Here is a 21705-nt window from a genome sequence, read left to right on the forward strand (position 1 = left end):
GGTTTTGCGGCGATCCTAGGCGAGGCGGCGCAGGAGGGAACCACCCAAATATTTGACTTTGGCCTGGACCGATGTTCTCATTTCGTTCATGTCGCACGCCGCTGACAAACAGGCTCGCGCCGAGGCCATCCTGGGGGAGCTCGCCGAGCTCGGCCTGATGCTGGCGCGCGACCTGGCCGCCCAGGCCCGCGCCGCCGAGGACCCGGAGACCCAGGTCGCCCTGGTCGGCGCCTTCCAGAAGACCTCGCGGACCGTGCGCCTGACGCTCGCCCTCGACTTCAAGCTGCAACGCGACGCCGCCCGCGCCGCGCGCGAGGACGCGGCCGCGGCCGCGGAGCACGCCCGGCAGGGCCGGCTGGCGGCCCTGATCCCGGCGCGCGGTCCCTGCGAGGCGCGCAAGGGCCGCGTGCGCAACCTGCTCAACCGGCTGATCTGGAACGAGGCCGAGGGCGACGCCGACGAATACGAGGTCCTGCTCGACGACCTCACCGCCCGCCTCGACGAGGCCGCCGAGGCTGAGGGCTTCGAGGACACCCCCGTCGAGACCCTCGCCCGCCGCATCGCCGCCGACATGGGCCTTTCCGGCGAGCTGGTCCTCACCGCCCCGCCGCCGTCGACCAGGCCCGCGATGGCGGACACGGGCTAAGGGCGGGGCATCCCATCCCCATCCACCGTTCGTCCTGACGAAGGTCGGGCCCAAACCGAGCCCGGTCCGCGACCGCAGCGCCGATGGCGCCTTCCGCGGCCCCTGAGGCGCGGTCAGTTTCCCTTCGCCGCCGCTTCCGCCTGCTGCTTCTGGCCCCCGGCCAGGATGCCGGGGAGGGCGTAGTTTCCCTCGTGGCAGGCGAATTCGTACATCAGGCCCTTGGCCTTGCGGAACACCATCTCGCCGCGCCAGGGCCGGGCGTAGACGCCGGGGTCGTCGACGGTGAAGCCGTAGGCGATCTCGTCGGGGCCGTTGCGGGTGAAGCGCTCGGTGATGTGGGCCTTGTCCGACAGCGGCACGGCGTCGGACAGGTGGGTCAGGCCGGGGCGCAGGCGGCTGGTCTCGACCACCAGGGTCGCGCCCTCCCAATGGCCGACGGAGGTCCCCATCCAGCTCGCGGGCTCCTCCGGCCCCGGCGGCGGGGCGCCCAGGCGCACGATCCGCGCGTCGTGGTTCTTCTCCGAGACGATGGCCAGGGTCCCGGGCGTCAGCACCAGGGTTATCAGGTTGGTGTCCGGCGAGTTGAGGATCGGCGCGCCGGCCCCCTCGGCGGTCAGGCAGCGTTCGCCGGTCGGCCGGTTCTCCACGTGGTCGTAGGCGCCGGGGCCGTCGGCCTGGCCATAGGCCTGCAGCGGCTTTTTCACGGCGTCGAGGTAGGGCAGCCGGCCGTCCGCCGGGTCGACGATCCACGACGAGCGGAGCTGGCCGCCGATGCGCGCATAGCCTTCGCCCCCTTCATCGAACTCGCTGGTCATCTGGCCCAGCGCGTCGCCCTGCTTGGCCCGGGCCAGGCCCGCGGCGTGCAGGGCGGCGCCTTGCGCCTCGGTGATCACCAGGCCCGGCGCGTCCTTCGACCGCTGGAGCTGGGTCCAGGAGGCCGTGGTCCAGACGCCGGTCAGGTCGCGCGCGTCGTCGGCGAGGACGGGGCTCGCGAGCGCCATCCCGAAGAGAGCGGCGGCGATCGGCAGGGTCGGGCAGGGAAGATTCACGCCGTAAACCTAAGCGGCCTGCGACGGACCCCCGAATGAATTCCGAGACATGCAGGCTTGGGTTGTACGGGTTTGGGGCAGGGCGGCTTGCTGCGGCCGGAGGGCGGCAAGGCCCGCTCCGGAGCTGGGGGGGTGTCCGGAGCGGGCGTCTTTCCGGGTTCCGGAGGGGGGCTGCGGAGCGGAAAGGCGGCGGTACCTGCCGAGGCCGCAGACTAGGCCTCGCCGCGCCGATGGCGAGTGAAAAGGATTTCATCAAACGGCCGTCCGTCCGGTGGCGCGCGGGCGCCGTTCGTCGACCCGTGATTGCGGAGGCGCTGAAATCGGCGATAAACTTCTGCAACACTTCGGGGGGTCCCAGATGTTGAGCGCGTTGTTCGTCGCCGGGGCGATGTTGGCCCAGGCCCAGCCGTTTCCAGCCGGCCCGCCGGAAGCCGCGCCGCCGCCGGCCCCCGCTGCGGCCGCCCAGTCCGGCAAGACGGTGAGCCCGCTGGTCATCGCCCCCGACACCACGGACAAGCCGGCGCCCAGCCTCAAGAAGTACGTCCTGGTCTGCCGCGACGAGGCGGTGCTGGGCACGCTGTTCCCGAAAAAGGTCTGCGCCACCCAGGCCCAGTTCGCCGAGCGGCAGCGCGAGGACCAGAAGGAGGTGCGCGAATGGCAGGCGCTGCGCCCCTACAAGGACCCGTCCTCGTCCAAATAGGCCGCAAGGCTCCAGCCGCATCCGATCCGGCGCAATTGTCGCGAACTCGGACCGCTAGCGATGGTATCCCCGGGTGCCGGAGGAAGCTCTCATGCTGACCGCGCTGATCGCCGCGACCGTCCTCGCTCTGGCGGGGCCGGCTGTGACGTCCCGGCCGCAGGACCCGTCCGCCGCCGCACCGGTCGAACCGCCGGCGGCCGCTGCGCCCGAGGGCAAGACGGTCAGCCCCCTGGTGATCGCGCCGCAGGCTCCGGCCCCGGCGCCGGACCTCAAGAAGTACCTGCTGGTCTGTCACGACGAGCCGGTGCTGGGCAGCCTGTTCCCGAAGCAGGTCTGCGCCACCCAGGCACAGCGGAAGGAACGCCGCGACATCGACCAGGCGGAGGTGCGGCGCTGGCAGGCGCTGCGCCCGGGCAAGTCCAACTGACCCGCCTCAGGCGCGCGGGGGCGCCGGCCTACGAGAACCGCACGTCGGCGGTCTTGTCCTTGTACGCCTTCTTCGGATCGCTCCCGAGCAGCAGCTTCACCCCGGCGAACAGGCTGTGGTCGTTCTGCCAGATCTGGGCGCGGTCGGGCTCGAAGCGCAGCAACTGCAGCTTCGGGTCGTCCTTGCCGCCCTCGAACCAGGCGGCGACGAAGCGGTTCCAGAGCCGGTCGATCATGTCAGGGTCGTTGTCCGCGATCAGCTCGCCCTCGACGGCGGCGAACAGGTCGTGGCCCTTGGAGGTGAAGTAGGCGACGGCGCGGTGGGCGCCGCCCATGTCCTGGACGAGGTCGGTGTCCTTGGCGGTGAAGAAGTAGATCGGGCCTTCGCTGCGGGTGTCCTCCAGTTGGGCGGTCATCGGCTGCGACAGGCTCTCGGCGACGCCGGCCAGGCCCACCATCATGGTGCGGTCGGACTTCACGGCGTCCCAGAATTTTTCGGTGAGTTCGGCTTGGCTCGGCATGGGAAACTCCTGTTCGGCAAGCCTAACTCGGGGCCCGGCGCCCTGTTCCGTCGGCCCTCCATTGCGGAGGTGAAATGCAAGCCTGCTTGCGCGGCGGGCGCGCGTCCCTAAGCTCCAGCGCAGAACAATTGGGGGGAGACTAGAAGATGCATCGTCGCGCCTATTTCGCCGCGGCCCTGAGCGCCAGCCTGCTGGTCCTGGGCTCGGCCGCCTTCGCCGCTGACGCCCCGGCCGCCGCCGCGCCCGCCGAGGCCAAGCCGGGCCCAGCCAAGGCCGCCGCCGGCCGTGACCTTTCGGCGGCCACCACGCCGGAGGCCGTGGGCTTCGACAGCGGCCGCCTGAAGATGCTGGACGATTACATGGCCGGCGTGGTCAGCGAGGGCCGCGTGGCGGGCATGACCACGCTGCTGGCCCGCCACGGCAAGGTCGTGGAGTTCAAGACCTATGGCAAAGCCAGCCTCGCCACCGGCAAGGCCATGCCGAAGGACGAGATTTTCCGCGTCTACTCCATGTCCAAGCCGCTGACCGGCGTGGCCATGATGATCCTGTTCGAACAGGGCAAGTGGCGCCTGGACGACCCGGTCACCCGCTATGTGCCGGAGTTCAAGAACCTCAAGGTGATGGTCGAGGCCGACAAGGACGGCAAGATCACCAAGGTCGAGGACATGAAGCGTCCGCCGACCATGCGCGAGATCATGAGCCACACCGCCGGCTTCGGCTACGGCCTGGGCGACCGCCATCCGGTGGACAAGCTCTATCGCGAGAAGAAGGTGCTGTCCTCGAACGGCCTGCAGGAGATGATCGACCGCACGGCGACCATTCCCCTGATGTACCAGCCGGGGACCAACTGGTCCTATTCCAGCGCCGTGGATATCCAGGGTTACATCGTCCAGAAGCTCTCCGGCAAACCGTTCGGCCAGTTCCTGCAGGAGAACGTCTTCGGCCCGCTGAAGATGAAGGACACCGGCTTCTACACCGGCCCGGCCAAGGCGAACCGCCTGGCCGCCGTCTACGTCGGCGAGATGGTGAACAATAAGCCGACCGGCAAGATCGTCGAGGCCAACGACCTCTTCGGCAACCAGATGCCCGATTATTCGAAGCCGCCGGCCATGGAGTCGGGCGGCGGCGGCCTCGTCTCCACCACCATGGACTACGCCCGTTTCTGCCAGATGATGCTGAACAAGGGCCAGCTGGACGGCGTCCGGATCCTGTCGCCGTCGTCGATCGAGCTGATGGACACCAACGTGATCCCGAAGAACGTGCTGGTGAACAACAACGGCACCGGCGTCGCCAGCTTCAACGAATACGTCGGCTTCGGCCTCGACTTCCAGGTGGTCAACGACGCGCGCAAGGCCGGGATGAACGAAGGCAACAACACCATGAGCTGGGGCGGCGCGGCCGGGACCTGGTTCTGGATCGACCCGACCAACGACGTGCTGTTCGTGGGCATGATCCAGCGCATGGGCGGCACTGGCGGCGACGACCTGGGTGCCCAAGCCCGCACGCTCACCTACCAGGCGCTGCTGCACCCGGAGAAGTGACGCGGGTTGCTGAAGATCAGGCGCGGCCCTTCGGGGCGGAAAGGTTGACTTTCCGCCCCTCGCGTGCGCCCTTCCGCGCCTCGTAAAACAGCCGATTTTCTCAGGTAAATGCACGCCTACCGCACCCACACCTGCGGCGCGCTCCGCGCCGCCGACACCGGCCGGACGGTCCGCCTTTCCGGCTGGATCCACCGCAAGCGCGACCACGGCGGGCTGATGTTCGTGGACCTGCGCGACCACTATGGCCTGACCCAGCTGGTGCTCTCGCCCGAGACGCCCGGCTTCAACCTGGTGGAGCACCTGCGCGCCGAGAGCGTGATCCGCATCGACGGCGAGGTGGTGGCCCGCTCGTCGGAGACCGTGAACCCCAACCTGCCGACCGGCGAGGTCGAGGTGCGGGTGCGCAAGGTCGACGTGCTGTCGGAAGCCGCGGAGCTGCCGCTGCCGGTCTTCGGCGAGCCCGACTATCCAGAAGAGATCCGGCTGAAGAACCGCCACCTCGACCTGCGCCGCGAGACCCTGCACCGCAACATCGTGCTGCGCTCCAAGGTCATCCATTCGATCCGCAACCGGATGATCGGCCAGGGCTTCCTCGAGTATCAGACGCCGATCCTGACGGCCTCGTCGCCGGAGGGCGCGCGCGACTTCCTGGTGCCCTCGCGCCTGCACCCGACCAAATTCTACGCCCTGCCGCAGGCGCCGCAGCAGTTCAAGCAGCTGCTGATGGTCTCCGGCTTCGACCGCTATTTCCAGATCGCGCCCTGCTTCCGCGACGAGGACCTGCGCGCCGACCGCAGCCTGGAATTCTACCAGCTCGACGTGGAGATGAGCTTCGTCACCCAGGAAGACGTCTTCGCGGCCATCGAGCCGGTGATGCACGGCGTCTTCGAGGAGTTCGCCGACGGCAAGCCGGTGACGCCGTACCCGTTCCCGCGCATTCCGTTCCGCGAGTCCATCGCCAAGTACGGCACCGACAAGCCGGACCTGCGCAACCCGATCGTCATGCAGGACGTCTCCGAGCATTTCCGCGGCGGCGGCTTCGGCCTCTTCGCCCGCATCCTGGAGGACGCCAAGAACGCAGTCTGGGCGATCCCGGCGCCCACCGGCGGCTCCCGCGCCTTCTGCGACCGGATGAACAGCTGGGCGCAGAGCGAGGGCCAGGCGGGCCTCGGCTACATCTTCTGGAGCGAGGACCAGGGCGGCTGGGGCGGCCCGATCGCCAAGAACCTGGGACCGGAGAAGACCGACGCCGTCATGGCGCAGCTGGGTTTAGGGCAGGGCGACGCCGTGTTCTTCGCCGCCGGCGACCCGAAGGTGTTCGCCAAGTTCGCCGGGACCGCGCGGACCAAGGTCGGAACCGACCTGAAGCTGGTCGACGAGGACCGCTTCGAATTCGTCTGGATCGTCGACTTCCCGATGTTCGAGATGAATGAGGAGACGAACCACGTCGACTTCAGCCACAATCCGTTCTCGATGCCGCAGGGCGAGCTGGAAGCCCTGAACAGCAAGGACCCACTGGATATCCTGGCCTACCAGTACGACATCGTCTGCAACGGCTATGAGCTATGCTCCGGCGCGATCCGGAACCACCTGCCGGAGATCATGCTGAAGGCCTTCGAGATCGCGGGCTATGGGCCGAACGTGGTCGAGGAGCAGTTCGGGGGCATGCTGAACGCCTTCCGCCACGGCGCGCCGCCGCACGGGGGCCTGGCGCCTGGCATCGACCGGATCGTCATGCTGTTGGCCGGCGAGACCGCCATCCGCGAGGTCATTGCCTTCCCGCTGAACCAGCAGGGTCAGGATCTGATGATGAACGCGCCGTCGGAGGTCACCGACAAGCAGCTGAAGGAACTCAGCATCCGCCTGGCGCCGCCGATAAAGGCCTAGGGTCCTATTCGTAGGGCAGGGCGGGGATCGGCTCGACCAGGTAGCGCGGCGCTGGCGGCGCTGGAGGGGCGGGCGGCGCCGGCGGGGCGGGGATCGAGACGACGACGTGGCCGTGGATGGAAATGCGGCTGCCACCGCCGCCGTTGCAGGGCTTGCTGCTCAGGCCGGGCGGCACCCGCGTACGGCTGTCCCCGCAGGCGTTGTCGAGCTGGTCCTGGGTCAGGTTGCGCGCGCGGGAGAAGTCGGCCCCGGCGATGCTGGCGTGCTGCAGGCTGGCGTCCTTGAAGTCCGCACCGTCGAAGTTGGCGCCCATCAGGACGGCGGACTCGAGTTCGGCGCCGCGGAAGATGGCCTTCTCGAACCGGCCGTAGCTCAAATTGGCCGCGCGCATGCTGGCGTCGCGGAAGTCCGCGCCGCGGGCGATCACGCGGTTGAGGTTGGCGCCGGTGAGGTCCGTGGAGCGGAAGATCGTCTCGACCAACTGGGCCTGGTTGAAATTCGTGCCCTGGGCCGAGGCGTCGGAGAAGTCCGCGCCTCCCATATTGGCGTCCTGGAAGATACTGCCTTGCGCCTGGGTGTCGCGGAAGCGGGTGTGGGTCAGCGTCGCGCCGGTGAAGTTGACGCTGATGATCTGCGAGTCCGTCAGGTCGGCGCCGGTCAGGTCGGCGCCGGAGAAGTTCGAGGCGAGGAGGTGGGCCTCGCGCAGGTTCGAGCCCACCAGGGCCGCGCCGGTGAAGTTGGCGTTCAGGAAGTGCGCGCCTTGCATCCGCCGGCCGGACAACTCGCACTTGATGCAGTCGCCGCCAAAGGTGTTGGACCGCGGCACCTCCTTGTCCGAGCCGCCGGCATGGGCGGCTACGGGCGCGGCCAGCATCATGGCGGCCAGCGCGATCTGCAGGAGGTGGGACGTCTTGGTCACTTCGGCATTGTCCTTGGCGTTACAGCTTCCATGTGCCTGCGACAACGCGGGGGCGCCACTTAATTCGCGGTAATTGTTAAGGGCTTAGGCATAGGCGCATTCACTCTAAGACTTGGCCAAGGTCAAGCTTCAGACGCCCTGATCCTCGCTCAGGCGCCCTACATGCGCGCCGCAGGTCTCGCAGATCAGGGCCGCGCCCTTGCGCACCACAGCCACGTCGCCGCAGGCCGCGCAGACGTCGGCGGCGTCACGCGCCGCCGGGCCGCTGACCCGGTTGGCGCTGGGCAGGAAGACCAGGTTGTCAGGGGCCGCGCCACGCGAGAAGCCACGGGAGATGAAGCGCGAGGCGGGCTGCGGGCCGGCGTCTTCGTCGCCCGAGCCGTCCAGGGCGTCGGCCTTGCCGCGGCCCATGCCGTCGGCGTTGAGCTCGCCAGGGTCGCGGGTCTCCAGATCCTCGCGGCCCAGGTAGGAGATGCCGAGCTCGCGGAAGATGTAGTCCAGGATCGAGGTCGCCGACTTCACCGTGTCGTTGCCGGTGACCGGCCCGGCGGGCTCGAAGCGGGTGAAGACGAAGGCGTCGACGAACTCGTCCAGCGGCACGCCGTATTGCAGGCCGATGGAGATGGCGATGGCGAAGTTGTTCATCAGCGATCGGAAGGCCGCGCCCTCCTTGTGCATGTCGATGAAGATCTCGCCGAGCTCACCGTCGTCGTATTCGCCGGTGTGCAGATAGACCTTGTGGCCGCCCACCGCCGCCTTCTGGATGTAGCCCTTGCGCCGGTCGGGCAGCTTGCGCCGGGTGCGCTCGCGCTCGACCACCCGCTCCACGATCCGGGGCTCCGGCGGAGGTTCCGGCGGGCGCGCGGCCCGCGGCTCGGGCAGGCTGGGCAACTCCAGCGAGACTTGCGCCGGCGGGCTGGCGCGGCGCAGGCGCACCGCGCCGACGGCCTCGCTGAGCGCGTCGAGCGCCTGGGCGGGCGTGGCGTTCCAGGCCAGGTCCAGCTCGGCGACCGTCGGCACGATCAGCGTCGGATCGAGCGCCTGGGTCATGGCGCGGCGCGGCGCCTCGCCCAGCGCCTGGGCGTCGCGGAAGATGTCGCGGGCGGCCGGGGTCAGGAACGCCGCCTCGGCCAGGCTGTCGCCCCCCAGGGCGTGGGCCTCGGCGGCGGCGACGTCGGCGGTCGAGAAGCCCATCAGCGCCAGGAGGTCGAACCGCGGGTCCGCCAGCTGGTCGGCGGTCAGGCCCATGACGTCGCGCAGGAAGCCCTCGCCGATCACCGCGGGGCTGAAGGCCTGCGGCAGGCCGGCGACCAGGGGCAGGGCGGCCTCGACGGCGGCAATCTCGTGGTCGGTGAAGCCCCGGGCCATCAGGGCGGCGTGGTTGACGCCCGGCGCTTCGGCGAGGTCGGCGCGGCCGAGCAGCAGGGCGTGGGCCTCGGCGGTCTCGACGCCGGCCAGCGCCAGGCCGCGCACCGCCGCCTCGCTGAGCACCCGGATCGGCTCGCCGTCGGCGCTCTCGGCGAAGGTCACCGGCCCAGCCCAGGGGGCGCCGGACAGCCGCCCGCCGCCCAGCCGCAGCTCCAGCTCCGGGTCTCGGAACAGGGCTAGGCCCACGTCGGCGCCGGTCTCGGCTATGGCGTCGCGGGCCGCCAGATAGAGCTCGCGCGCCGTTTCGCGGGCCGCCTCGCTGTCGTAGTCCAGGCCGTGGGCCACCAGCCAGTCGCCGAGCCCGGCCAGGCCCGCGATGGCCGGGGCGTCGCTGGCGGCGGAAAGCGCCGCGGCCAGGAGGGCGCAGGCGGCCTCGAAGCCGTCGATGTCGAAGCCGTCGTCGGACCAGAAGCCCATAAGGTCGAGGCCGCCGCGGACGGCGCCTTCCGCCGCCGCGATCCGCTCGGCGACGCTGGCGCTCGGGCTCACCGCCAGCGCGCCGGTCGCCCAGGCGGCGCGGGCCACGGCCGCGTCCGCCGGTCCCACGGCGATCAGCCGCACCCCGTCGAAGACCTGCGGCGGCGCGGTCGTCCAGGCGCTTTCGCCGCCGCGCGCCAGGGCCATGGCGTCGAGGATCAGGGCGTCGGGCGCGCCGGCGGCGCGGGCGGCCTCGGCGGCGCGGGCGAGGCTGGGATTGGCGGCGGGGTCGGCGCAGGCCTCGGCGTCGCCTTCGCAGCGCAGGATCGCGTCCATCACCGCCTGCAGCCGCCGGCCGAGCTCTAGGGCGGCGGCCTGGGCGGCGGTTTCGCCGCGATGGCGCGCCACCATCGCCGCCACCTCAGCAGAGCCGGCCTCGACCACGGGGGGCGGGCCCTTGGCGGCGGGTTCGGCGAGCGCGATGACGCCCGACAGCAGGGCCTCGGTCAGCTCGTCGCGGAAGCGGGTGCGGGCGCGGACGTCCTTGAAGAAGCCCTTGGCCTGGGCCCGGCCGGTCAGCGTCTCGACGCGCTCGGCGATCGCGGCGGGCAGGTCTTCAGCCCCGCCGGCCCAGTCGAGCCAAGCCTCGACCCGGGCGGCCGTCCAATGGGCCGGGGCTTGGACCTCAACGAAACGGCCGTGGCGTTCGACGGCCCGGCTCTCGATTCTCGTCCGCGACGCTTCGCGACCCATTCGCCGACTCCCTCGCGGAAGGGTAGGGCGGCTCGGCGCGCGCGATCAATAGATGTTGCGGTCGCAGGGGACTTCATCCCCAACATCTTGCCCTTCGGCGGCGTCCGGCGCGGTGCTGGACGCTCCCCGGCGCCCCGCCTATAGTCCGCCCGCCCATCGCCTGCCTTTGAAGAGACAACCCCCCGTGCTGGATTTCCTGAAGTCGATCTTCACCTGGTGGAACGGCGCCACCGTCGGCGTGCGTTTCCACGTCGGCCGCCGCGGCGTGTTCGTCGGCCAGGACGAGGGCGGCAACCGCTATTACGAGGCGCGGGACAATTCCGACAGCTACGACCAGCGCAAGCGCCGCTGGGTGATCTACCGCGGCTACGCCGACGCCTCGAAAGTCGCCGCCGAATGGCACGGTTGGCTGCACTACACCTTCGACGAGCCGCCGACGGTCGAGCCCATGCGGATCAAGGCCTGGGAGAAGGACCACCTGCCCAACCTCACCGGCACCATCCACGCCTACAAGCCGCAGGGCGCCATCTCGCGCGGCGGCGACCGTCAGAAGGCCACGGCCGACTACGAGGCCTGGACGCCGGAATAGGCCGCCCGATGCCGTTCCGCCGAAAGCCGATCTTCCCCGCCGCCGGGTTCGCGCTGCTCACGGGGCTGGCGAGCGCGACCCTGGTCGCGGCCCAGCCCGCCGCGCCGCCGCTGGCCGTCCCGCCGCAGGAAGCCGCGCCGAAGTCGACCGAGGTGACCATGCCGCCGGCGTCCGCCGCGACACTTCCCGCGCCAGACACCGTCGCGCCCGCGGCCCCAGTAGCGGCTGCGCCCGCCGCCCCGCCCAAGCCCGTCGCGCCGGCGCGGCGCGCCCGCTACGACGTCGCGGTCATCGAAGCCCTGGACAAGGTGACCGCCGAGAGCCTGCGCTTCGAGGCCGCCGTGGGCCGGCCGGTGCGCTATAAGAGCCTGGTCTTCACCGTGAAGGCCTGCGAGCGCTCCGCCCCCGATGAGGCGGTGGACGACTCCATCGCCTACCTGACCATCGACAGCCAGCCGCGGCCCGAGCCTGGCATGCCGGCCCTGGCCCCGCGGCAGGCCTTCAAGGGCTGGATGTACGCCTCATCGCCCGGTCTGCACCCGCTGGAGCACCCGGTCTACGACGCCTGGCTGATCACCTGCAGGGCCGCGGCGCCGGTCAATCCGTCCGTGGTGTCGCCCGCGCCGGCTCCGGCGCCGCCCGCGCGCTGAAAGTCGCCCTCGACGGGCAGCGCCGACGCCAAGCGGCGGCGATAGTCGGCCCGCGAGATCTCCACCGCCCCGAACTGGCTGAGATGGCCAGTCATGAACTGGGCGTCGAGCAGCCGGTAGCCGCCGGCGATCAGGCGCGCCACCAGATGCACCAGGGCCACCTTCGAGGCGTCCCGCGCCCGGGAGAACATGCTCTCGCCGAAGAACGCCCCGCCGAGCGAGACGCCGTAGAGGCCGCCGACCAACTCGCCGCCCGTCCAGCACTCGACGGTATGGGCGTGGCCAAGCTCGTGCAGGCGCACATAGAGGTCCTCGATCGGATGGTTGATCCAGGTCTCCGTGCGGCCGGGCTTGGCGGCGGCGCAGGCCTGGACCACGGCGCGGAACGCCGTGTCGACCCGCACCTCGAAGGGCTCGGCGCGCACCGTGCGGGCCAGCCGCCGGGCGACGTGGAAGCCGTCCAGTGGGATCACCCCGCGCCGTTCGGGGTCGATCAGGAAGACGCGCTCGTCCTCCCGCGCGTCGGCCATCGGGAAGACCCCGCGCGCGTAGCAGGCCAGGAGGTCACGGGCGTCGAACTGCGCCATCGCGCGCGAGCTTAGGCGGAGGCCTGGGCCTTCATCCAGTTTTCCAGCCAATGGATGTTGTAGGCGCCGGCGATGATATCGGGGTTGGCCAGCAGTTCCTGGAACAGCGGGATGTTGGTGTCGATGCCGGCCACCACGATCTCGCCGAGGCAGCGGCACATCCGCGCGATGCATTCGTCGCGGTCGCGGCCGTGGACGATCAGCTTGCCGATCAGGGAGTCGTAGTACGGCGGGATGGTGTAGCCGGCGTAGAGGGCGCTATCGAGCCGCACGCCCAAGCCGCCCGGGGCGTGGAAGTCGGTGACCAGGCCAGGTGAGGGCGCGAAGGTCTTCGGGTTTTCCGCGTTGATCCGGCATTCGATGGCGTGGCCTTCGAAGACCACGTCCTTCTGGGCGAAGGAGAGCGGTAGGCCGGCGGCGATGCGGATCTGCTCGCGCACCAGGTCGATGCCGGTGATGGCCTCGGTGACCGGGTGCTCCACCTGCAGGCGGGTGTTCATCTCGATGAAGAAGAACTCGCCGTTCTCGTACAGGAACTCGATGGTGCCGACGCCCAGGTAGCCGATGGCCTTGATCGCATCGACCACCACCTTGCCGATCTTCTCACGGGCGGCGGCGTCGATGGCGGGCGAGGGGGCTTCTTCCAGCACTTTCTGGTGGCGGCGTTGCAGGGAGCAGTCGCGTTCGCCCAGGTGGCAGACGTTGCCGAAGCTGTCGGCGATCACCTGCAGCTCGATATGGCGCGGGGTCTGGAGGTAGCGCTCCATGTAGACGGCGTCGTCGCCGAAGGCGGCCTTGGCCTCGGAGCGGGCGGTGGAGACCGCCTCGTAGAGGTCGTCCTGCGTCTGGGCGACCTTCATGCCCCGCCCGCCGCCGCCGGCCGCGGCCTTGATCAGGACCGGGAAGCCGATGGCCTTGGCCGCGGCGAAGGCTTCCTCTTCCGTGGTCACCGCCCCGTCGGAGCCGGGCACCACCGGGATGCCGGCTTCGCGGACCGCCTGCTTGGCGGTGATCTTGTCGCCCATCATCTTGATATGCTCGGGCTTGGGCCCGATGAAGGTGAAGCCGTGGGCGTTCACAATCTCGGCGAAGCGGGCGTTTTCCGAAAGGAATCCGTAGCCTGGGTGGATCGCCTGGGCCCCGGTGATCTCCGCCGCGGCGATGATCGAGGGGATGTTGAGATAGCTCTTGGCCGCCGCGGGCGGGCCGATGCAGACGCTCTCGTCGGCCAGTCGCACCCACATGGCGCCGCTATCGGCCTCGGAGTGCACGGCGACGGTGGAGATGCCCATCTCCTTGCACGCCCGGTGGACGCGAAGGGCGATCTCGCCGCGGTTGGCGATGAGGATTTTCTCGAACATGGTCTCAGCCGATGACCGCGAGCGGCTCGCCGAACTCCACGGGCTGACCGTCCTCGACCAGGATCTCCAGGATCCTGCCGGCCTTTGGCGCGGGGATCGGGTTCATGGTCTTCATGGCCTCGATGATCATCAGGGTCTGGCCGGCGGCGACGCTGTCGCCGACTTTCACGAAGGGCTCCGCGCCCGGCTCGGGCTGCAGGTAGACGCTGCCGACCATCGGCGACTTGACCTCCTCGCCGGCGGCGCGCGCCGGGGCTGCGTCGGGGACCGCGGCGGAGGCGGCTGCGGGCGCGGCGGCCGGCGCGGCCATGGGCGGCGGCGCGGCCGCATAGGTCATGGCGGGCGCGGCGGCGACCGTCTTGGCCACCCGCACCTTCAGGCCGGCGTGCTCGACCTCGATCTCGGTCAGGCCGGTCTCCGTCAGGATGTCGGCCAGTCGGCGCACCAGGCGCGCGTCGATCGGATCGCCCACCGGAGCCTTGGGGGCGGGAGCCTTGGGAGGGCTAGCCATGGAACTACCTTCGCTTCTTCTTGGTCTTGTCGTCGGTTTGTCTTGTCGTCAGGCTGGCCGGGTAAGGCCAGCCGCGGCCTCAACGGCCAGTTCGTAACTCGCCGCCCCGAAGCCGGACACCAGTCCGGTCGCGGCCAGCGACACATAGGTCTTACGGCGGAACGCCTCGCGGGAGGCCGGGTTCGACAGATGGCATTCGATCACCGGCACGCCCACCGCCTTCAGGGCGTCAAGGATGGCGACCGAGGTATGGCCATAGCCCGCCGGATTGATCACCACCGCGGAAGCTTCCGTACGGGCCTCCTGGATCCAGTCGATCAGTTCGCCCTCGTGGTTCGATTGCCGGAACACGACGCTGCGCCCCAGGGCGGCCGCGCGCGCCTCGCAAAGGCGCTTCACGTCGTCCAGGGTCTGATGTCCGTAAATCTCCGGCTCGCGGACCCCCAGGAGATTGAGGTTGGGGCCGCTCAGCACATAGATCGGTTTCGACATATGGCTCCGCCGTCGATTCCGCCGTCTTGTACCGGGCGGGCGACGGGGTCACAAGCTTGCCGACTTGGAGGCGTCCTAGCATGCAGCTGACCGTCAATGGCGAGGCCCGCAGCTTCGAGGGCCTGGCGGACATCGCCGGGCTGGTGGCGGCGCTGGGCCTGGACGGGCGCAAGGTGGCCGTGGAGCGCAATCTGGAGATCGTGCCGCGCTCGGCCTATGGAAGGACCCTGCTCGCCGACGGCGACCGGATCGAGATCGTGCACTTTATCGGAGGCGGCTGACATGGACGGGTCGACCCACACCACGGAAGACACCTGGACGGTCGCGGGCCGCACCTTCCGCTCGCGGCTGATCGTCGGCACCGGCAAATACAAGGACTACGCCCAGAACGCCGCCGCGGCGGAGGCCGCGGGCGCGGAGATCGTCACCGTGGCCCTGCGCCGGGTGAACCTGTCCGACCCCAGCCAGCCGATGCTGGTCGACCATGTGAAGCCCGACCGCTTCACCTTCCTCCCCAACACCGCCGGCTGTTTCACCGGCGAGGACGCGGTGCGCACCCTGCGCCTGGCCCGCGAGGCCGGCGGCTGGGACCTGGTGAAGCTGGAGGTCCTGTCCAACACCAAGCACCTGCTGCCGGACATGGAGGAGACCCTTCGGGCGCTGAAGCTGCTGATCGCCGACGGCTTCCAGGTGATGGTCTACTGCTCGGACGACCCGGTCTATGCGCTGAAGTTGGAGGAGGCGGGCGCGGCGGCGATCATGCCGGCGGCGGCGCCGATCGGCTCCGGGCGCGGCATCCAGAACTTCCTGAACCTCGGGCTGATCCTGGAGCAGGCCAAGGTGCCGGTGCTGGTGGACGCGGGCGTCGGCACGGCCTCGGACGCGGTTCTGGCCATGGAGGCGGGCTGCGACGCTGTCCTGATGAACACCGCCATCGCCGAGGCCAAGGACCCGATCCGCATGGCGGTGGCCATGAAGCACGCGGTCATCGCCGGGCGCGAAGCCTGGCTCGCCGGGCGCATGGCCAGGCGCACCTACGGCGATCCGTCCTCGCCCTGGGCAGGATTGATCTAGGCGCCGGCGTCAGCCTGGGCGAGGCGTTGCACGTCGAGGTCAGGTGAGAGGCCGAGGCCGTTCAGCATCTCCTCGCGGTCCGGGCCGGCCTTGGGGCGGTAAGCCTCGGCGTTGCGCTGCCGGCCGCGGGCCCAGTAGCCCAGCACCTTGGCGATGTTCTTTGGCCGCTTCAGCCAGGCTTGCGGGTCCTCCAGCATGTGGAAGCCCCTGAGCGCCGCGCGGAACAGCTCCACGTCGGAGCGGACGGCGATGGCCACGGCGTCCTCCAGAAAGGCCGTGCGCATCCGGCTGCGCAGGCTGGGCTGGTAGCCGGGCGTCAGCGCCTGGCGGGCGCGGCGGATGGCCGAACGGTCGGCGTCGCGCATGGTGTCGTAGAAGGTGCGCAGCTCGCTGCCGACCCGCCGTTGGTAGGCCTCCAGCCGCGCCGCCGGATCGGCGAACATCTGCAGGGCGTCGCGCAGCAGGTGGGCCTCCACGGCGGCGAAGGAGCAGCCGCGGCCGTAGAGCGGGTTGGAGCGCACCAGGCTGTCGCCGACCGCGAAGAAGCCCAGCGCCGCCGCGCGGCCGTTGGGGGCGAAGTCCCGCCAGCGGCTGCTCAGGTCGCCCATGCCGAACACCCGGCTGATCGGCTCGGAACGCGCCGGCTCGATCCACGCCGTCAGCCCCGGCAACTGGCCGCAGGCGGCGTCGAACACCGCCGGGTCGACCACCTTCTTGCGCAGCTCTTCCTCAACCTGCGGGACGCAGAGGGTGATGGAGAAGCAGCCGTTGTCGCCCGGGAAGACGCCAAACTTCAGGTATTCGAGGTCGCCGGTGGCGGGCGCCTTGCCGCGCTCGGGCTCGGCCTGGCCGGGCCGCAGGCGGTAGTGGCGGGTGAAGTAGAGGATGCCGCAGTCCTCGGTCTCCTCCGGCACGCCCGCGCCAGCGGCGCGCAGCTGCTCCACCGAATCGGAGGTGCGGCCGGCGGCGTCGACGACGATGTCGGCGGCAAGTTCTTCTACCGCGCCGTCCGTCTCGATCCGCACGCCCGCGACCACGGGGACCGCTCCCGGCGTGAGCATCAGGCCCTTCGCGAAGACGCCCGACCGCACGGTGATGTTAGGCTGCCGCTCGACATAGCGGCGCAGGATCAGCTCCAGCGTGGTTCGCCGGCTGGTCAGCACGGCGAGGTCGGCGTCGATCGGGGCGGGCGTGTAGTCGCGCTTGTGGATGTCGGTCAGGCCGCCCTCGAAGCCCAGGTCACGGCAGCCGGCCGCCAGTAGCTCTTCCAGGAGCTGCGGATGCTGGTCGCGGATGATCAGGCGCAGGCGCGCCAGGAAGGCATGGCTGTGGCGCAGGTGGCCGACGCCGCGGCGCGTCCAATGCTCGAAGGCCTCGTCCGGGCCACCGACGGGCGGCGGCGGATCGCGCTCCAGCACGGTGACCTGGCGTCCCGTCGGCGCGAGCGCCAGGGCTGTCCATAGCCCGGCCATGCCGGCGCCGATCACCAGCACCCGTTCGGTCATGGGTTCGAACTCCGCGACGCGCCCCGCCGGAACGATACGACAGTTCCACGCTGCCGTGAGGTCAACCTCTCAGAGGACGCGCGCCGGCCGTCAGCTCTTGGTGGTGACAGGGCCTTTGCCCGCCTTGGCCGCGGCGATGGCGGTCTTCAGCGCGGCGATATCGGCGCCGGGGATCATGGTGTCGCCGACGATAAAAGCCGGGGTGCCGTCGATCTTCAGCGCTTCGGCAAGGGCGTGGGAATCGAGGATCTGGCGCTCGATCATCGGGTGCTCGGCGTCCTTGCGCGCGGTGGCTGGATCGACGCCGATCTCGGCCAGGTGGCGGTCGAGGGCCGCGTCGTCCAGCGCCTTTTCGCTCATCAGGGCCTGGTAGAGCTGCACGCCCTTGGCCTTGGCTTCGCGGGTCAGGGCCACCTTGGCGGCGGTGTCGGAGACCTCGCCGAAGATCGGGAATTCCTTGAAGACGAAGCGGACGTCGGGGTTGTCCTGGATCAGCTTCACCACCTCCGGCGCGGCCAGTTTGCAGTAGCCACAGCGGTAGTCGAAGAACTCCACCACCGTCACCTTGCCGTCCGGATTGGCCACGAAGTCGCGCGGGTCGCGCTCGAGCTGGCTGCGGTAGCGCGAGATCGCGTCGGTGGAGGCCTTGGTCGCGGCCATGCGCTCGTTCTCGGCCAGCTTGTCGGCCGCCTCGCGCACCACCTCGGGATGGGCCATCAGATAGGCGTGGACGCGGTTGCCGAAGGCCGCGTCGTCGACCCGCTGGCAGGCGGAGAGCGAAACGGCGGCGACGAGGGCGGCGGCGAGCAGGGGCGTTCGGGGCGTCATGCCGATCCTCTAAGACGGATTGGCGACTTTTGCGAGGCGCACCCTAGCGGCCCGGCTGGACCGAGGTCTGCAGCGTGAAGCCGCCCGCGCCGCCGATCTGGCGCAGATCTTCCCCCTTGGGATTGGAGGTCAGCACGATGTCGGTGGCGCGCCGCCAGTCGGGGCCGTCCTTCGGCAGGCGGTCGCGGGCGCGGATGGCGAATTCGCGGGCCTGCTTCATGTCGCCGATGCTGTATTCGAACTCGGCGGTGGCCAGCCGGGCCAGGCCCTCGTCGCCATGCTTGTCATAGGCCTCGGCCAGGGTGCGCCAGGCCGCGGCGTTGTCGTTCTCCTGGCCCAGCGCGACCTTCAACTGGGCGATGCCTTCCTCGGTCTTGGCCCGGCTGCCGAGCTCGATCAGGGTCTGGCCGAGGTTGATGCGCAGCAGGGGCGCGTTCGGCATCAGTTCGACGGACTTGCGCTGCGGCGCCTCGGCCGCTTCCTGCTGGCCGAACTCGAACATGATCTGGCCCTTGAGCTCGTAAAGGTAGGGGTTGTTCGGCTGTTCGGCGATCAGGGCGTCGACCCGCTTCAACGCCTTGTCGGGCTCTTTCATCTGGTAGTAGGCGATCGCCCGGGCGTAGCGGGCCGGATAGGAAGTGTCCTTCTCGTCGTACTTGGTGAGCGCGACCTGCGGATTGAGGAAGCCTTCCAGCTTGGCCTTGATGATCTCGTGTTCGGCAAGGGCCTCGGGGGGGTCCTTCTTATAGTAGTGCGGCAGCGCCGCGACCCGGACCTGCAGAGCCTCGATCCGGTCGGACGACAGCGGGTGGTCGATGAAGAACTTGTAGCGCCGGAACTGGGCGAAGACTTCTTGGTAGCGGAACTTGTCGAAGAACTCCGCGAGGCCGCGCGCGGAGAGGCCAGCCTTCTCGAGGTAGGTGGCGCCCGCCTGGTCGGCGCGGCTTTCCTGCTCGCGGCTGTAGCCGATAGCGCCCAGAGCCCCGAAGTAGGGCGCGCTGGAGATCAGGCCCGCGGCGGCGCTGCCGGAGCCGGCGATGGCCGCGAGGACGCCGAGGCCCAGCGTCAGGATCATCGGCACCAGACCGGCCTTCTGCATCTCGCCGGAGCGGAAACTGTGGCCGCCGGCCAGGTGGCCGATTTCGTGGGCCATGACGCCCTGCACCTGGTTCGGATTGTCCGCTTCCAGGATCAGGGCCGTGGTGACCATCATGACGCCGGGGGCGGCCGCGGCGTTGGGCTCCTTGGACGCGATCAGGACGACTTGGATGCCCGTCGGGTCGATGCCCGCCGCCGCGAAGATCGGCGCGGACTCGCGGTGCATGGCGTCCTCGATCTCGGTGTCCCGGATCAGGCTGTCGCCAGGCGCGAACTGGGCCGCGGCCATGCCAGGCCGCAGCACCATGCTCAGCGTCACTGTGGCGGCCAGCGCTGTCCGGAGGACCGAGCGGACGGGAGCGGTCATTCTCAACTCTCGACTTCGCCCCCCGACAAGCCGCCGCCAGCCTAACGCGTCAGCCGCGCCGCCACCAGCCTCTCCGCGGCGCCGCGGGCGGCGCGGAAATCTCCGCCGGATCGGGTTCGCGAGGCGCCGGAGCCACAGCCGCGACCGGTTCCGGCGCAGCGACGGGTTCGGGGACGGGCGCCGGGCTGGCCTCGGGAGCCGGGACCTCGGCGGCCACCGCAGGCGCGGCCTCGGCCGCGGCGTCCGGCTTCTTGGCCTTGGCGCGGCTGGCCCGCGGCTTCTTGCCGCTCGGCGCGGCCTCGGCCGGCGCGGGTTCGGCGACGGGCTCCGGCTCGGGCGCCGCTTCCGCGATCGGCGCAGGGGCCTCGGCGACGAGGTCGGTGGTCTCAGCAGCGTCGGTGTCCGCCTGGGCGCCGCCGCGTCCGCGGCCACGGCCCCGGCGCGAACGCTTGGGCCGTTCCTCGGCGGCGGGCAGCTCGACCCAGATGTCGTGGTCATCCTGATCGCCGGAGGCGGCTCGGGCCGTGGCGGCCGTGGCCGGCGCCGGAGCGGCGGCTTCCGCCGCGGCGCGGGGCGACTCGTGGCTGTCGTTCGCCGGCGACAGGGCCGCCTTCATGTCTTCCGCCGGGTCGTACCAGACGAAGGGATCGTCGCCGTACGGCACCCAGGGCCGGGTCCAGGAGAAGGCGTCGACCGGACGGCTCTCGTCGCGCATACGCCGTCCGCCGCGGCGGCCGCGCCGCCGGCGGCGGCTGCCCTCGTCGTCGCCGTCACGCGCCTCGGCCGGACGCGGCGCGGCCGGAGCGGCGGCGCCCTCGCGGGGTTCCGCCCCGTCGCGGCGTCCGCGCCGGCGCCGGCGGCGTCCACGGCGGCCTTCGCCGTCGCCGCCACGGGCTTCGTCGCCGAAGGCGTCGCGTTCAGCGCGGTCACGCGGTTCGTCGTCATCGACGTCCTCGCGGTCCAGGCCGTTCTCGTCGTCCTCTTCCTCGTCTTCGTCCTCGTCCTCATAAGCCTCGTCGTCGAAGTCGTCGGCGACCGGCTCATAAGGCACGGCCGACGGCGGCGCGATGGCGGCCGCGTGATCCGGACGCTGCTCCATCGAGGTGCGCTCGATCAGGCAGTCGGCGTGCGCCATCTCGTCGTCCACCACCACGGTGACGAAGAGGCCCAGCGTCTGCTGGAGGCGCGCCAGGTGGGTGCGCTTCTCGTTCAGGATGTAAAGCCCGACCGCGCGGGGCGTCTTCAGCGTCGCCTCGCCGCCGCCCTTCAGGGCCTCCAGCTCCAGCGACCGCAGGGCCGCGAGCGCGCTGGATTCCACGGAGCGCACGCGCCCCGTGCCGCCGCAATGCTCGCAGACGTGGGTGGTGCCTTCCAGGACGCCGGTGCGGCGGCGCTGGCGGGAAATCTCCATCAGGCCGAAGGCGGAGATCTTGCCCATCTGCACCCGGGCGCGGTCGTCCTTCAGGCAGTCCTTCAGCTTCTTCTCGACGGCCCGGTTGTTCTTCGACTCATCCATGTCGATGAAGTCGATGACGATCAGGCCGGCCAGGTCGCGCAGGCGAAGCTGCCGGGCGGCTTCCTCGGCGGCCTCCATATTGGTCTTCAGCGCGGTCGCCTCGATGTTGCGCTCGCGCGTGGACTTGCCGGAGTTGACGTCGACAGCCACCAGGGCCTCGGTCTGATTGATCACCAGATAGCCGCCGCTGCGCAGCGGGACGACCGGCGAATAGATCTGGCTGAGGTGGTCTTCGACCCGGTGCTTGACGAACAGCGGCGTCGGCTCGGTGTAGAGCTGCACCTTCTTCGCCTGGCTGGGCATCAGCATGCGCATGAAGTCGCGCGCTTCCTTGAACCCGGCCTGGCCCTCGACGAACACCCCGTCGATGTCCTTGTCGTAGAGGTCGCGGATCGCCCGCTTCACCAGGTCCTCTTCCTCGTAGATGAGGGCCGGCGCGATGGAGTGCAGGGTGGTCTCGCGGATATTCTCCCACAGGCGCAGCAGGTAGTCGTAGTCGCGCTTGAGTTCGGCCTTGGTGCGCTTGGCGCCGGCGGTGCGGACGATCAGGCCCATGCCCTGCGGCACGTCCAGGCTCTGGACGATGCCCTTCAGGCGGCGGCGGTCCGTGGCGGTCTCGATCTTGCGGCTGATGCCGCCGCCGCGGGCGGTGTTGGGCATCAGGACGCCATAGCGGCCGGCCAGCGACAGGTAGGTGGTCAGGGCCGCGCCCTTGTTGCCGCGCTCTTCCTTGACGACCTGCACCAGCATGATCTGCCGGCGGCGGATCACTTCCTGGATCTTGTACTTGCGCATCAGCCGCCGGCGGCGCCGGGCGACCTCTTCCTCCATGACGTCGTC

The 21705-nt window shown here is 70.2% G+C and carries 21 protein-coding genes; 9 read left to right on the top strand and 12 right to left on the bottom strand.

What is annotated here, in order from left to right; genetic code table 11:
• Positions 1 to 88: 88 nt before the first annotated feature.
• On the top strand, positions 89 to 646 hold the full coding sequence (locus E8A49_RS00630; protein WP_293375267.1) for a hypothetical protein: 558 nt from the start codon (positions 89 to 91) through the stop codon (positions 644 to 646).
• Between the two features lie 113 nt (positions 647 to 759).
• On the opposite strand, the gene E8A49_RS00635 is transcribed toward E8A49_RS00630, so the two are convergent.
• Positions 760 to 1695, bottom strand: a complete 936-nt coding sequence (locus tag E8A49_RS00635; protein WP_293375270.1) for a hypothetical protein — start codon at positions 1693 to 1695, stop codon at positions 760 to 762.
• Between the two features lie 358 nt (positions 1696 to 2053).
• On the opposite strand from E8A49_RS00635, the gene E8A49_RS00640 reads away from it, so the two are divergent.
• Together E8A49_RS00640 and E8A49_RS00645 are read left to right on the top strand one after the other, a co-directional pair.
• Positions 2054 to 2395, top strand: coding sequence for a hypothetical protein (locus E8A49_RS00640; protein ID WP_293375273.1), 342 nt, complete (start codon positions 2054 to 2056; stop codon positions 2393 to 2395).
• A 91-nt stretch (positions 2396 to 2486) separates the two neighbouring features.
• Entirely contained in the window at positions 2487 to 2822 is a 336-nt protein-coding gene (locus tag E8A49_RS00645) for a hypothetical protein (RefSeq protein WP_293375276.1), read from the top strand.
• A 28-nt stretch (positions 2823 to 2850) separates the two neighbouring features.
• On the opposite strand, the gene E8A49_RS00650 is transcribed toward E8A49_RS00645, so the two are convergent.
• Positions 2851 to 3342, bottom strand: a complete 492-nt coding sequence (locus tag E8A49_RS00650) for a pyridoxamine 5'-phosphate oxidase family protein (RefSeq protein ID WP_293375278.1) — start codon at positions 3340 to 3342, stop codon at positions 2851 to 2853.
• A 146-nt stretch (positions 3343 to 3488) separates the two neighbouring features.
• On the opposite strand from E8A49_RS00650, the gene E8A49_RS00655 reads away from it, so the two are divergent.
• The gene (locus E8A49_RS00655) at positions 3489 to 4883 is read left to right on the top strand and encodes a serine hydrolase (RefSeq protein WP_293375280.1); all 1395 of its coding nucleotides are present in this window, start codon (positions 3489 to 3491) and stop codon (positions 4881 to 4883) included.
• A 108-nt stretch (positions 4884 to 4991) separates the two neighbouring features.
• Complete coding sequence (aspS, locus tag E8A49_RS00660; protein WP_293375281.1) at positions 4992 to 6770, top strand: aspartate--tRNA ligase; 1779 nt, start codon at positions 4992 to 4994, stop codon at positions 6768 to 6770.
• Positions 6771 to 6774: 4 nt separating this feature from the next.
• On the opposite strand, the gene E8A49_RS00665 is transcribed toward aspS, so the two are convergent.
• Both E8A49_RS00665 and E8A49_RS00670 read right to left on the bottom strand, forming a co-directional pair.
• Complete coding sequence (locus E8A49_RS00665; protein ID WP_293375283.1) at positions 6775 to 7689, bottom strand: pentapeptide repeat-containing protein; 915 nt, start codon at positions 7687 to 7689, stop codon at positions 6775 to 6777.
• A gap of 129 nt (positions 7690 to 7818) precedes the next feature.
• Positions 7819 to 10287, bottom strand: a complete 2469-nt coding sequence (locus E8A49_RS00670) for a ribonucleotide reductase (protein ID WP_293375285.1) — start codon at positions 10285 to 10287, stop codon at positions 7819 to 7821.
• 187 nt (positions 10288 to 10474) lie between these two features.
• Between E8A49_RS00670 and E8A49_RS00675 the strand changes: the two genes are divergently transcribed.
• Complete coding sequence (locus tag E8A49_RS00675; RefSeq protein ID WP_293375315.1) at positions 10475 to 10876, top strand: NADH:ubiquinone oxidoreductase subunit NDUFA12; 402 nt, start codon at positions 10475 to 10477, stop codon at positions 10874 to 10876.
• A gap of 8 nt (positions 10877 to 10884) precedes the next feature.
• Complete coding sequence (locus E8A49_RS00680; RefSeq protein WP_293375287.1) at positions 10885 to 11526, top strand: DUF2155 domain-containing protein; 642 nt, start codon at positions 10885 to 10887, stop codon at positions 11524 to 11526.
• Here E8A49_RS00680 and aat read toward each other — a convergent pair.
• From aat to aroQ, 4 genes are read right to left on the bottom strand one after another with little or no spacing between them, the layout of a single operon-like run.
• The gene (gene aat / locus E8A49_RS00685) at positions 11433 to 12113 is read right to left on the bottom strand and encodes a leucyl/phenylalanyl-tRNA--protein transferase (RefSeq protein WP_293375289.1); all 681 of its coding nucleotides are present in this window, start codon (positions 12111 to 12113) and stop codon (positions 11433 to 11435) included. The genes E8A49_RS00680 and aat overlap by 94 nt on opposite strands.
• A gap of 11 nt (positions 12114 to 12124) precedes the next feature.
• Positions 12125 to 13474 (bottom strand): acetyl-CoA carboxylase biotin carboxylase subunit, encoded by a 1350-nt coding sequence (accC, locus tag E8A49_RS00690; protein WP_293375291.1) that lies wholly within the window; start codon positions 13472 to 13474, stop codon positions 12125 to 12127.
• A gap of 4 nt (positions 13475 to 13478) precedes the next feature.
• Positions 13479 to 13985 (bottom strand): acetyl-CoA carboxylase biotin carboxyl carrier protein, encoded by a 507-nt coding sequence (gene accB / locus E8A49_RS00695; RefSeq protein ID WP_293375293.1) that lies wholly within the window; start codon positions 13983 to 13985, stop codon positions 13479 to 13481.
• 48 nt (positions 13986 to 14033) lie between these two features.
• Entirely contained in the window at positions 14034 to 14477 is a 444-nt protein-coding gene (gene aroQ, locus E8A49_RS00700) for a type II 3-dehydroquinate dehydratase (RefSeq protein ID WP_293375295.1), read from the bottom strand.
• Between the two features lie 80 nt (positions 14478 to 14557).
• Between aroQ and thiS the strand changes: the two genes are divergently transcribed.
• Both thiS and E8A49_RS00710 read left to right on the top strand, forming a co-directional pair.
• A complete protein-coding gene (gene thiS / locus E8A49_RS00705) occupies positions 14558 to 14758 on the top strand; it encodes a sulfur carrier protein ThiS (RefSeq protein WP_293375297.1) in 201 nt (66 codons plus the stop codon).
• A 1-nt stretch (position 14759) separates the two neighbouring features.
• Positions 14760 to 15551 (top strand): thiazole synthase, encoded by a 792-nt coding sequence (locus E8A49_RS00710; protein ID WP_293375299.1) that lies wholly within the window; start codon positions 14760 to 14762, stop codon positions 15549 to 15551.
• Here the strand turns inward: E8A49_RS00710 and E8A49_RS00715 are convergent.
• From E8A49_RS00715 to E8A49_RS00730, 4 genes are all read right to left on the bottom strand, one after another.
• Complete coding sequence (locus tag E8A49_RS00715; protein WP_293375301.1) at positions 15548 to 17056, bottom strand: FAD-dependent oxidoreductase; 1509 nt, start codon at positions 17054 to 17056, stop codon at positions 15548 to 15550. The genes E8A49_RS00710 and E8A49_RS00715 overlap by 4 nt on opposite strands.
• Before the next feature lie 90 nt (positions 17057 to 17146).
• Positions 17147 to 17884 carry a DsbA family protein gene (locus E8A49_RS00720; RefSeq protein ID WP_293375303.1) on the bottom strand — a complete coding sequence of 246 codons (738 nt, stop codon included), beginning with the start codon at positions 17882 to 17884 and terminating at the stop codon, positions 17147 to 17149.
• 43 nt (positions 17885 to 17927) lie between these two features.
• A complete protein-coding gene (locus tag E8A49_RS00725) occupies positions 17928 to 19349 on the bottom strand; it encodes a M48 family metalloprotease (protein WP_293375305.1) in 1422 nt (473 codons plus the stop codon).
• Positions 19350 to 19398: 49 nt separating this feature from the next.
• The coding region (locus E8A49_RS00730; RefSeq protein WP_293375307.1) for a ribonuclease E/G at positions 19399 to 21705 on the bottom strand (2307 nt) is incomplete at its 5' end.

Source organism: Phenylobacterium sp., assembly GCF_004799515.1.
Taxonomy (GTDB): Bacteria; Pseudomonadota; Alphaproteobacteria; order Caulobacterales; family Caulobacteraceae; genus Phenylobacterium.

Excerpts from the sequence above, each read along its gene's own strand:
- accB (WP_293375293.1), bottom strand. The coding sequence starts at position 13,985 with ATGGCTAGCCCTCCCAAGGCTCCCGCCCCCAAGGCTCCGGTGGGCGAT.
- E8A49_RS00720 (WP_293375303.1), bottom strand. The coding sequence starts at position 17,884 with ATGACGCCCCGAACGCCCCTGCTCGCCGCCGCCCTCGTCGCCGCCGTT.
- E8A49_RS00645 (WP_293375276.1), top strand. The coding sequence starts at position 2,487 with ATGCTGACCGCGCTGATCGCCGCGACCGTCCTCGCTCTGGCGGGGCCG.
- accC (WP_293375291.1), bottom strand. The coding sequence starts at position 13,474 with ATGTTCGAGAAAATCCTCATCGCCAACCGCGGCGAGATCGCCCTTCGC.
- E8A49_RS00725 (WP_293375305.1), bottom strand. The coding sequence starts at position 19,349 with ATGACCGCTCCCGTCCGCTCGGTCCTCCGGACAGCGCTGGCCGCCACA.
- aat (WP_293375289.1), bottom strand. The coding sequence starts at position 12,113 with ATGGCGCAGTTCGACGCCCGTGACCTCCTGGCCTGCTACGCGCGCGGG.
- E8A49_RS00640 (WP_293375273.1), top strand. The coding sequence starts at position 2,054 with ATGTTGAGCGCGTTGTTCGTCGCCGGGGCGATGTTGGCCCAGGCCCAG.
- thiS (WP_293375297.1), top strand. The coding sequence starts at position 14,558 with ATGCAGCTGACCGTCAATGGCGAGGCCCGCAGCTTCGAGGGCCTGGCG.
- E8A49_RS00680 (WP_293375287.1), top strand. The coding sequence starts at position 10,885 with ATGCCGTTCCGCCGAAAGCCGATCTTCCCCGCCGCCGGGTTCGCGCTG.
- E8A49_RS00630 (WP_293375267.1), top strand. The coding sequence starts at position 89 with ATGTCGCACGCCGCTGACAAACAGGCTCGCGCCGAGGCCATCCTGGGG.
- E8A49_RS00715 (WP_293375301.1), bottom strand. The coding sequence starts at position 17,056 with ATGACCGAACGGGTGCTGGTGATCGGCGCCGGCATGGCCGGGCTATGG.
- E8A49_RS00655 (WP_293375280.1), top strand. The coding sequence starts at position 3,489 with ATGCATCGTCGCGCCTATTTCGCCGCGGCCCTGAGCGCCAGCCTGCTG.
- E8A49_RS00650 (WP_293375278.1), bottom strand. The coding sequence starts at position 3,342 with ATGCCGAGCCAAGCCGAACTCACCGAAAAATTCTGGGACGCCGTGAAG.
- aspS (WP_293375281.1), top strand. The coding sequence starts at position 4,992 with ATGCACGCCTACCGCACCCACACCTGCGGCGCGCTCCGCGCCGCCGAC.
- aroQ (WP_293375295.1), bottom strand. The coding sequence starts at position 14,477 with ATGTCGAAACCGATCTATGTGCTGAGCGGCCCCAACCTCAATCTCCTG.
- E8A49_RS00670 (WP_293375285.1), bottom strand. The coding sequence starts at position 10,287 with ATGGGTCGCGAAGCGTCGCGGACGAGAATCGAGAGCCGGGCCGTCGAA.
- E8A49_RS00710 (WP_293375299.1), top strand. The coding sequence starts at position 14,760 with ATGGACGGGTCGACCCACACCACGGAAGACACCTGGACGGTCGCGGGC.